We start from the raw sequence: 10,507 nt of genomic DNA, 5'->3' as shown, positions 1-10,507 counted from the left end.
ACCCATCTCCAGACTCAGCTCGTCAAGAAACAACCTCTTGACGCTTCACAACTAGCCCTTCAGCGCCGCCTCGATGTCCTTGGCCAGCTTCTCGGGCGCGTCCTGGGGGGCGTAGCGCTTCAGCACGGTGCCGTCCTTGCCGACCAGGAACTTGGTGAAGTTCCACTTGATGGCCTTGCTGCCGAGCAGGCCCGGTGCTTCGGCCGCGAGCCACTGGTAGAGCGGGTGGGCGTCGGCACCGTTGACGTCGATCTTGCTCATCATCGGAAAGCTCACGCCGAAATTGCGCTGGCAGAACGTGGCGATCTCATCGTTGCTGCCCGGGTCCTGGTTGCCAAACTGGTTGCACGGGAAACCCAGCACCACCAGCCCGCGCGCGCCGTAGGTCTGGTGCAGTTGCTCCAGACCGCCGAACTGTGGCGTGAAGCCGCAGGCGCTCGCGGTGTTGACGATCAGCAACGGGTGGCCCCGGAACCGCTCCAGGGCGACGGGGCTGCCTTCGATGGACTGGGCGGTGAAGTCGTAGATGCTGGGCATGGGGGCTCCTGGGTCGGGGAATCACTATCGCAGATCGCTGGTCCCTGCGGCCACAAAAGGGGAACTGCGTCACGGTGCCGCGCTCCGCGTGCCCCCGGGACAGCGGCCATTTTCGTCAGAACGGGCATACTCAATCGGTCAGGAATGAGTTCCTTTGTATGCACTCGGAGGGTGAATGGCAGGCGTTTACATGGTGGCACTGGTCGGTTTTTCGGAGAAGGAGTCGGCGACGTTCGAGTCGTTCTTCCGGTTGGCGTCGCGCCGTCCTCCCGCCTACATCCCGCAGGACGAGGTCATGGACGCTCAGGTGCTGATCGTCAACGCCGACAACGCCCAGGCGCTTCACCTTGTCCGGTACGCCGAGCTCCCGGGCAAGGTGATGCTGATCGGGCAGAACGACGGCGGCACCGGCTGGCCGCTGCAGCGCAAGCCGGTGAAGCTCGTGGGCGTGCTGGCCGCGCTGGACGCGCTGATGGGCGTGCGGCGCCCGGCCCCCGTTCACACGCCCCCGGTGGCGCCCCAGCGCGGGGCCGACCGGGCTTTTGCTATCACCGAGCCCGCCATGAACGCGCAGGTGCCGTTGGCGCCGGCGCCCCGCAAACGCGCCCGCTCGCCCCAATCCGAGTTCCCGGCGACGCGGCCCATGACGAGGGCCACCGCCGCGCCCGCCCGCCCGCCCGCCCCGGCGTTGCCGCGGCGCGAGACCGAGATGCCACGGCACCAGCGCCCGGGGGTGGTCGGCTTCACCGACTTCGGTGCGCTGGATGTGATGCCCACGCCCGCCCGGGCGGCGGCGCCGTCGCGTGCACCGGCTTCCCGAGCGCCGTCCTCCCGGTCACCGTCCTCCCGGTCGCCCGGCACCGCCCAGGCGCCCAAGCACCCAGTCGCGGAAGCCCCGCGGGGCGACGTGCTGCTGGTGGCGGAAAGCCTGGTCGAGGGGCGCATCCTGCACAAGCGCTTCAAGCGCTACGGGCTCACCATCGACTGGTCGCGCGAGGCCGCCCAGGCGCTGACCTTGCTCAAGGCCCACCCGTACCGCCTGGTGGCGATCGACCGCCTCAAGGGCGATCCCGACGCGTACTCGGTCTGCCGCAGCGCCAAGCAGCGCAAGCTGCCCAACGGACTGTCACCGGTCGTGATGATGTTCGCGCCCACCGCCGGCAGCATGGACCGCATCAAGGCGGGCCTGGCGGGCTGCGACGCCTACCTGTCGCGCTCCGTGGGTGAGGCCGAGTTCTACAGGGTGCTGGGGCAGCACCGCCTGGTGGTCCTGGACGGTTTCGCAAAAACCAACATCGGTTTCTGAGCCCGTCGCCGCGAAGCGGCGGGCGGGGGCCTGTGTCCGGGCGGCCACGGCGCGCAGCCAGGGCTGGGCCAGCCGCCAGCCCGTCAGCGCGACGCCGCCGCAGAGCACCAGCGTCCAGAGCGTGTGGCTGGGGAAATGAGCGCCCCGCACCGTCTGGGTGGTGCCGGCCACCACGCCCACGAACAGGATGCCGCCCAGCCAGCGCTGACCCGTCGCCGTGTCGCGCCCGCGGCTGCCCACCGGTGGGGCCAGCCAGGGCAGGCACAGGGGCAGCAGGGCAAACGCGCTGGACGCGTGGCCGCCCGGGAAACACCGGCCGCTGCCGCCATCGGCCGCTCCGAACGACCAGTGCGACACGTACCGGGCTGGGCCCCCGAAGAGCGTCAGGTCCCAGGGGCAGCTGGTGAGGCTGTGTTGTTTCACCAGGTTCACGGCGGCCAGCGCCGCGGCGACCAGCAGCACGACCGCGAGGCGCTCGCGCCGGGGCGGGTGCCGGTCCCGCCAGCGCGCCGGCAGCCGCGCGTCGGGCACCAGCGCCCAGCCCCACAGGGCGAGGTAGAGCCCCAGCGCCGACTGGCGGAGGCCGTCGTGCATCACCCCTTCGAGCAGCGTGTCGCTGCGCAGCGCAAACCCCTGCGGGGTGCCGATGTGCCGCATCAGCGGCAGGTCCAGGCCCAGGGCGTCCCACACCAGGGTGAGCAGCAGGAGCCCACCCAGCCAGACCCAGGGCAGGCGGTGGGGCGCGGGTGTGTGCGGGGCGGCGGGGCGCAATGGGGCGGGCATTGCGCGCATGTTCGAAGGGCGACTTTAAGAGAACCTTAAGGGGGGACGAGATAATCCGGGCATTGACCTACGCGCTCTGCGCCCGACCCCGACATGCGTGCACTTGTGGTGGAAGACGATCCCGGTATTTCCAGCGGCCTGAGCCAGTCGCTGCGCCAGGCCGGCTACGCGGTGGACGTGTGCGCCAGCGTCCACTCCGCCTGGACCGCGCTGCTGGTCGAGCCCTTCGACGTGATGCTGCTGGACCTCGGGCTGCCCGACGGCGACGGGCTGGACCTGCTGGCCCGTTTGCGCGGACACGCCGACCGGGCGTCCCAGCCCGACCTGCTGCCCCGCCGGGACATGCCGGTGCTGATCATGACCGCCCGCGATGGCGTGAGCGACCGCATCAGTGGCCTGGACAGCGGCGCCGACGACTACATCGTCAAACCCTTCGACCCCAACGAACTGCTGGCCCGGCTGCGCGCCATGCTGCGGCGCGCCAGCGGGCGCAGCAAGCCCGTGATCGAACACGGCGACCTGGTGCTCGATCCGGCGACCCACACCGTCGAGCGCGCGGGCCTGCCGGTGGCCCTGGGGGCCAAGGAATTTGCGCTGCTGCTGACGCTGCTGCAGGCCCGCCCGCAGGTGCTGTCCAAGTCGCGCCTGGAGTCGGCGCTGTACGGCTTCGGTGACGCGCTGGAGAGCAACGCGATCGAGGTGCACGTGCACCACCTGCGCCGCAAGCTCGGGGAGTCGCTGATCAAGACCGTGCGCGGGGTGGGCTATTTCGTCCCGCAGGACACGGGGCCGGGCGACCCGGGGCGCGCGTGAAGGCGCCGGCCACCGAGACCCGGCGCACCCTCTGGCGCCACCTGCTGATCTGGACCCTGGGCGCGCAGCTGGTGGTCTGGCTGGTGCTGGTGGCCGTGGCCTGGAGCACCAGCCTGCGGGAAACCCGCAAGTTCACCGACGGTCACCTGATCGCCGTGGCCCAGCTCTGGCTGACGGCGGCGCCGTTCACCCTCGGCACCGGGCTGAACAACCTGCCCGTGGTCAAGGACCACACCCACGAGTACGCGCAGGACGCGGCCGTGATCGTGTGGGAGGACGGCCGCCTCGTGACCGACAGCCACCGGCTGGCCGGCGGCCTGGACCTGAAGGCGATCCCCGCCAAGGGCCTGGTGTCCCTGGTGTTCCGGGACGCGCAGGGCACCGCGCACGACTGGCGCGCCTACGTCGAGACCTTCTCTCACCTCGGCCACGAGCGCCGCGTGGCCGCGCTGATCGACATGAAGCAGCGCTACGGTCTCGCCACGGACATCGCCGAACACATCGCCGAGCCGGCGATCCTGCTGCTGCCACTGGTGGCGCTGGTGCTGTGGTGGACGATCCGGCACGGCCTGCGCCCGCTGGACCAGCTGTCCGACGAGGTGGCGGCGCTCGACGGGTTTGCGGGCCAGCGGCTGGACACACAGCACCGGTTCAGCGAGTTCTCCAGCACCGTGTCGGCCATCAACACCATGGTGGACACGCTGCAGAGCCAGGCCCAGCGCGAGCGGCAGTTCGCGTCCGACGTGGCCCACGAACTGCGCACGCCGCTGGCCGTGATCACGCTGCAGGCGCGCGCGGCTCAGGCCGAGCCCTCGGCGGAGCGCCTGCAGCGGCTGGAGCAGGAGGCCTTGCGCGCCGGCCGCATCCTGACCCAGCTGCTCGACCTGGCCCGCGCCCAGCGCGCCAGCGACAGCGCCGGTGCCCACGCCGCGGAAGCACCCCAGTGGACCGCGCTGGGCGAGGTGGCGGTGCGCCTGATCTCTTCCCATGCCCAGCTGGCCCACGAGCACCAGCACGACCTCTCCCTCGTCGAGCCCGACACCCCGGTGCGGGTCCAGGTGCAGCCCATGCTGCTGGAGCTGGCCTTGCGCAACCTGATCGAGAACGCGCTGCGCCACACCCCGTCGGGCACCCAGGTGGCGGTGGTGGTGTGGGAAAGCCCTGAAGGGCTGGGGGTGTCGGTCTGCGACGATGGCCAGCGGGCCGACGCGCCGGGATCGCCCGCCCAGGCCAGCTCCGGGTTGGGGCTGGGCCTGCGGCTGGTCGAGCGCCTTGCCGAGCAGATGGGCGCCCGGCTGGAGCGGGACGGCGGTGAAGCGCCGATGACCACCCGCTTCACGCTGCGCTGGTCGCGACCCGTGACCGGGGCCGAACCCCTGCCCACCTCGACTTAAGGCGGAACTAAGGTGCCCCGCTCAAGCTCCGGCGGCCAGGGTGTCTTGGCGCCATCCTTTCGCCTGATGAACATGTCGATCTCCGACGCCGCGGCCGGTTCCGCCGAGCGCCCTGTCCCTGCCGCCGACCCGCGCTCGATGCGCACCACCGTCTGGGGGCTGGCCCTCTGGCTCGCCGGGCCCGGCAACCTGCCCCTGTGGCACCGCGTCCTGTCGCTGGGTGACCCGCTGGCGCACCGCGTGGAGCTGATGGCGACCTTCTGCGTGCTGATCACGGGCGTGATCGCGGCGCTGCTGTCGCTGCTGTCCTGGCCGCGCGTGCTGCGGCCCGTGGCGACGGCGCTGGTGCTGGCCGCGGTGTTCAACAGCTACTTCATGTGGCAGTACGGGGTGGTGATCGACGCCACGATGTTGACCAACGTGGTCAACACCAACGCCCGCGAGGTCGGCGAGCTGCTGTCGTGGTCCCTGCTGTTCACCCTGCTGCTGCTGGGCGGGCCGGTGCTGTGGTGGCTGTGGCGCCGGCCGCTGGTGACCCGCGGCTGGGTGCCGCAGGCCGGAAGAAACGCCCTGGGCCTGGTGGTGGCGCTGGGCCTGGTGGTGTCCTCTGCGTTCATCGGCTACCAGGGCCTGGCCTCGCTCATGCGCAACAACAAGGACCTGCGCTACATGGTCAACCCGCTCAACAGCGTGTACGCCGCCGGCCGGCTCGCCACCCGCGAGGCGACGGCGATGGGGCGCGTGCTGCAGCCGGTGGGCGAAGACGCCCGGCTCGGCGCGAGCTACACGGCCCAGGCCCGTCCGCCCTTGCTGGTGCTCGTGGTCGGCGAAACCGCGCGCGCGAAGAACTGGGGGCTGAACGGTTACGCGCGACCCACCACGCCCGCCCTGGCGCGCTGGCAGGCACAGGGCGACCTGGTGAACTACAGCGACGTCAGTCCCTGCGGCACCTCCACCGAGGTGTCCCTGCCCTGCATGTTCTCCCCCTTGACCCGCAAGGAAGGTGGCGACGCGCCGGCCACCCGCGAGTCCCTGCTGGACGTGCTGCAGCGCGCCGGGCTGGCGGTGCTCTGGCTGGACAACCAGTCGGGGTGCAAGGGCGTCTGCGACCGCGTGCCGAACGCCCCCGCCAACGACCCGCCCGAACCCAAGCTGTGCGAGGCCGGCGAGTGCTTCGACGAGGTCATGCTGTGGCGGCTGGACCAGCGCATCGCCGCCCTCGACCCGCAGCGCCGCGCGCGCGGCGTGGTGCTGGTGATGCACCAGATCGGCAGCCACGGGCCGACGTACCACAAGCGCGCGCCCGCGCAGCACAAACCCTTCCTGCCCGAGTGCGTCAGCAAGACGCTGGCGGCCTGTCCGCCGGACCAGCTGGTCAACGCCTACGACAACACCATCGCCTACACCGACCACTTCCTGGACCGCACCCTGACCTGGCTGCAGACCCAGTCCACCAGCGGAGCCTACGACACCGGCCTGATCTACGTGTCGGACCACGGCGAGTCGCTGGGGGAAAACGGCCTGTACCTGCACGGTGTGCCCTACGCGTTCGCGCCGAAAGAGCAGATCCATGTGCCCATGGTGACCTGGCTGTCGCCCGGCCTGCAGCAGCGCACCGGCGTGAGCACCGACTGCCTGCGCGCCCGCTCGGGGCAGCCGGTCTCGCACGACCACCTCTTCCACACCGTGCTCGGTGTGATGGACGTGTCGACCCAGGTGCGTCAGGGCGCGCTGGACCTGCTGGCGCCGTGCAGCGCGCAAACCCTGGTCATGGCGAAGCCGGCAGACTGAGCGTCACCTGCAGGGGAGGTGTTCGTCCAGCCGCACCCCATGCGTCGGCCCGCCTGCCGCTGCCCGGGCGCGATGACCGTGCCGTGAGGCGGCCTTGCCCCGGTGGGGGCGGCGCAGTGCCTACAATTTGCCCCGGTGCCAATGTGGCACCGCATCCAACGCGCCGGCGGTTCCGCTGACCGGCTGAGGCCTCATCATGCAATTCATCCGCTTCTCCGATCTCTGCGCCCAGGGCAAGGCCCAGGGCCAGCGCGTCTTCATCCGCGCCGACCTCAATGTGCCGCAGGACGACGCCGGCAACATCACCGAAGACACACGCATCCGCGCCAGCATCCCGGCCATCCAGATGGCGCTGGACGCCGGTGCCGCCGTCATGGTGACTTCGCACCTGGGCCGCCCCACCGAAGGCGAGTTCAAACCCGAAGACTCGCTCGCCCCCGTGGCCGCGCGCATGGGCCAGCTCATGGGCCGCAGCATCCGCGTCGTGGCCAACTGGGTCGACGGCGACTTCTCGGTCGCCCCCGGCGAGGTGGTCATGCTGGAGAACTGCCGCCTGAACGTGGGCGAGAAGAAGAACAAGCCCGAACTGGCCGCCAAGCTCGGCAAGCTCTGCGACATCTTCGTGCACGACGCCTTCGGCACCGCGCACCGCGCCGAAGGCACGACCTACGGCATCGCCGAGACCGCGCCCATCGCCTCGGCCGGCCCGCTGCTGGCGGCCGAGATGGACGCCATCGGCAAGGCCCTGGCCAATCCGAAGCGACCCCTCATCGCCATCGTCGCCGGCAGCAAGGTCAGCACCAAGCTGACCATCCTGCAGGCGCTGGCCAAGAACGTGGACGGCCTGATCGTCGGCGGCGGCATCGCCAACACCTTCATGCTCGCGGCGGGCCTGAAGATCGGCAAGAGCCTGGCCGAGCCCGACCTGGTCGGTGAAGCCAAGGCCGTGATCGAGGCCATGAAAGCGCGCGGCGCGGCCGTGCCGATCCCGACCGACGTGGTGTGTGCCAAGACCTTCAGCCCGGACGCCGAAGCCACCGTCAAAGCCGCCACCGACGTGGCCGACGACGACCTGATCCTGGACATCGGCCCGCAGACCGCACAGCTGCTGGCCGAGCAGCTGAAGAAGGCCGGCACCATCGTCTGGAACGGCCCGGTGGGCGTGTTCGAGTTCGCGGCGTTCGAGAACGGCACCAAGGTGATTGCGCAGGCGATCGCCGAATCGAGCGCGTTCAGCATCGCGGGCGGCGGCGACACCCTGGCCGCGATCGCCAAGTACGGCATCGAAAAAGACGTGGGCTACATCTCCACCGGCGGTGGCGCCTTCCTCGAAGTGCTGGAAGGCAAAACCTTGCCGGCGTTCGAGGTGCTGGCTCGTCGAGCCAACGGCTGATTCACAGCGCCCACACCTCGCGCCCCTGAAGGGGGCTCCTGCCCCTCGCGTGCCAGAAGGGGAGCGTCTGCACCTCGCGCAGGCCGATGGCGGCACCCCCGTTCTCCGGCCCACGCTCGCCGTCGGGCGGACCTGGGCGCAACCGCCATGGCGTCAACACCGGGCCGGCGCACCAGCTCCGTGGCAACGGCGAATGGGGCCTGCGCCCGGGGGGACCGCCATCAGCCTGAAAGACGGTTGGGCGTGCTTGCTGGTTCGCTCGCACATCACTTCGGGGGCCGGTGGTTTGGGTGAGCGGGCGCAGTCCCCATTCGCGGTTGCCCATGCGGTTGATGACCACAGCGTTGTTGACGAAGCAACGGCAGCGCGCCCCGGGCAGACGCCCGAGAGGTGGGACGGAGAACGAGCACCCGGACCACCTGCCCCTGCCCACCCGCCACGAGCGCCGAAGGCCAGCGCAACAAAAGATGAGCCCCCCGGCGAGAAGTGCCCCACCCAGGATGCGGCGGAACCGGCTTCGCCGGGCCGCACCGCATCGCCCCCTGGGGGGTGACGCCGCAGGCGGCGCAGGGGGGCCTAATCCACCGCCATGTCCAGCCGCAACCCGGTCTGACGCACGACAGACTGCCACCGCTCCCCCTCGGCCAGCAGCAGGTCGTGCAGCTCACCCGGGGTCGAGGCCTGCACCTGTGCGCCATCGGCCTGCATGCGCGCCACCACGTCCGGGTCTTTCAGCACCGTGTTGAGGGCGGTGTTCAGCTGGCGCGTCACCGCGTGCGGCGTCCTGGCCGGCGCGAACAGCGCGTACCACTGCGTGAGCGACACACCGGGCACACCCGCCTCCATCAGCGTCGGCACCTCGGGCCAGGCCGGCAGGCGCTCATTGCCGGCCACCGCCAAGGCCTTCAGGCGCCCGCTGCGCAAATACGGCTGCGCGGTGAACAGGCTCGGGAACATCAGCTGCACCAGGCCGTTGGCCACGTCGGCAATCGCCGGCGCCGCGCCCGCGAAGTCCACGCGCTTGAGCCGCGTGCCGGTCTGCAGCTGGAACAGCTCGGCCGCGAAATGCGGCACCGTGCCCTCGCCGGCCGAGGCGTAGGCCAGCGGCGCGGGCGCGTCGCGCAGCAGGCGCACCAGCTCCGCCACGCTGTTCACCGGCAGCGCCGCCGGCACCACCAGCAGCGTGGGTGAATAACCGATCAGGCCGATGGGCGAGAAGTCCGTCACCGGGTCGTAGCGCAGCTTCTGCAGCGCCGGGTTGATGCCGTGCGTGGCGATGTAGCCGAACAGCAGGGTGTGGCCGTCCGCGTCGGCCGCGGCCACGTACTCGCTGGCGATGCTGCCGTTGGCGCCCGCGCGGTTGTCCACCACCAGCGGCTGGCCCAGCAGAGGGCCGAGTTTCCGGGTCAGCGTGCGCGCCATGGTGTCGTTGCCGCCGCCCGCGCTGGTGGGCACGATGACGTGCAGCTCGCGCTGCGGGAAGCTGCGCACCGCGGTGGGCTGCAGCGCGGTCGTGCTGGCCTCGGCCGGTGCCACGGGCGGGAACACGTAGCCCGGCAGGTGCAACATGCCCTGCATGATCTTGCGCGCGGTGCGCACCAGCGCGGCGCTCTTGATCTCCACCGCGTCACCCGCGCCTTCCAGGTCCACCGCCACGTCGATCTGCCCGGCTGGGTGCAGCACCACCAGCGCGTGGCGCCCCGCGGGGCGCGCGATGCCGCTGGCCACGGTGCCGGGCAGGGCGAAGGCGGTGGCCACGCCGATGGCGCCGGTGACGGCATGCGAGGCGTGGCATTTGTGCGGCGTGAAGTAGCGCGAGGTGATGCTCTCGGGCGTGTCGCCCGCGCTCACCAGCACCGGCTTGGGGATCACGCTGCCCGACACGTCGCCCAGGCCCATGCGCCGGCCGGCCTCCAGCCGCAGCGCCTCGATGCGCGCGAGCAGGGCGGTGTTGGCGTCCAGCTCGGCCGGGCGTTCGCGGCCGCTGAGGCCCAGGTCGGCGGCGCGCAGCATCATCAGCGGCATGGCCGCGTCGATGCAGGTCACCTCCAGCCCGTCGATGAGGTCGATGCGCTGGCCGGTGGGGAACACCTGGCCCGTCACGGCGCCCCAGGCGTCGAGGAAGTTCAGCAGGATGGGCGCCGCCGTGCCGGCCACGCCGTCGATGCGCGCGTCGCCCTCGTAGCTGACCTTGCCGCCGGGCGTGCACACGGTGACCTCGATCTGCGAGCCGGTGTTCACGTTGTGGATGCGCACCGTGGTGCTGCCGTCCTGCGCGGTGATCAGCCCCTGCTCGATGGCGAACGGCGCCACGCCCGAGAGCATGTTGCCGCAGTTGGGCCGCGTGTCCACCGAGCGGTGGCCGACGCCGACCTGGGCGAACAGGTAGTCGAGGTCGCAGCCCGGCACGGTGGAGCGCGAGACGATGGCGACCTTGCTGTTGAGCGTGCTGCCGCCGCCCAGGCCGTCGAGCTGCAGCGGGTCGGAGGC

At 71.0% G+C, this 10,507-nt stretch carries 7 protein-coding genes; 4 read left to right on the top strand and 3 right to left on the bottom strand.

Going from position 1 to position 10,507, the window contains the following annotated elements; genetic code table 11:
* Positions 1 to 51: 51 nt before the first annotated feature.
* A complete protein-coding gene (locus IV088_RS08140; protein WP_291100278.1) occupies positions 52 to 537 on the bottom strand; it encodes a glutathione peroxidase in 486 nt (161 codons plus the stop codon).
* A gap of 1,126 nt (positions 538 to 1,663) precedes the next feature.
* The gene (locus tag IV088_RS08135; RefSeq protein WP_291100275.1) at positions 1,664 to 2,626 is read right to left on the bottom strand and encodes a phosphatase PAP2 family protein; all 963 of its coding nucleotides are present in this window, start codon (positions 2,624 to 2,626) and stop codon (positions 1,664 to 1,666) included.
* A 93-nt stretch (positions 2,627 to 2,719) separates the two neighbouring features.
* On the opposite strand from IV088_RS08135, the gene IV088_RS08130 reads away from it, so the two are divergent.
* The 4 genes from IV088_RS08130 (at position 2,720) to IV088_RS08115 (ending at position 8,017) form a co-directional block, all read left to right on the top strand.
* Positions 2,720 to 3,439, top strand: coding sequence for a response regulator transcription factor (locus IV088_RS08130; protein WP_291100273.1), 720 nt, complete (start codon positions 2,720 to 2,722; stop codon positions 3,437 to 3,439).
* Complete coding sequence (locus IV088_RS08125) at positions 3,436 to 4,833, top strand: HAMP domain-containing sensor histidine kinase (RefSeq protein WP_291100270.1); 1,398 nt, start codon at positions 3,436 to 3,438, stop codon at positions 4,831 to 4,833. Before IV088_RS08130 ends, IV088_RS08125 begins: the two co-directional genes overlap by 4 nt.
* 66 nt (positions 4,834 to 4,899) lie before the next feature.
* Positions 4,900 to 6,624 carry a phosphoethanolamine transferase gene (locus tag IV088_RS08120; protein ID WP_291100268.1) on the top strand — a complete coding sequence of 575 codons (1,725 nt, stop codon included), beginning with the start codon at positions 4,900 to 4,902 and terminating at the stop codon, positions 6,622 to 6,624.
* 196 nt (positions 6,625 to 6,820) lie between these two features.
* Positions 6,821 to 8,017, top strand: a complete 1,197-nt coding sequence (locus tag IV088_RS08115; protein ID WP_291100266.1) for a phosphoglycerate kinase — start codon at positions 6,821 to 6,823, stop codon at positions 8,015 to 8,017.
* Positions 8,018 to 8,593: 576 nt separating this feature from the next.
* Here IV088_RS08115 and IV088_RS08110 read toward each other — a convergent pair.
* Positions 8,594 to 10,507 (bottom strand): 4-oxalomesaconate tautomerase (locus IV088_RS08110; RefSeq protein WP_291100264.1); only part of this gene is annotated, 1,914 nt, incomplete at its 5' end.

The sequence above is a fragment of the Hydrogenophaga sp. genome, assembly GCF_018780075.1.
Classification (GTDB): domain Bacteria; phylum Pseudomonadota; class Gammaproteobacteria; order Burkholderiales; family Burkholderiaceae_C; genus Hydrogenophaga.
Note: the sequence above shows the minus strand (reverse complement) of the source record. Positions and strands in the feature narration are given on the sequence as shown.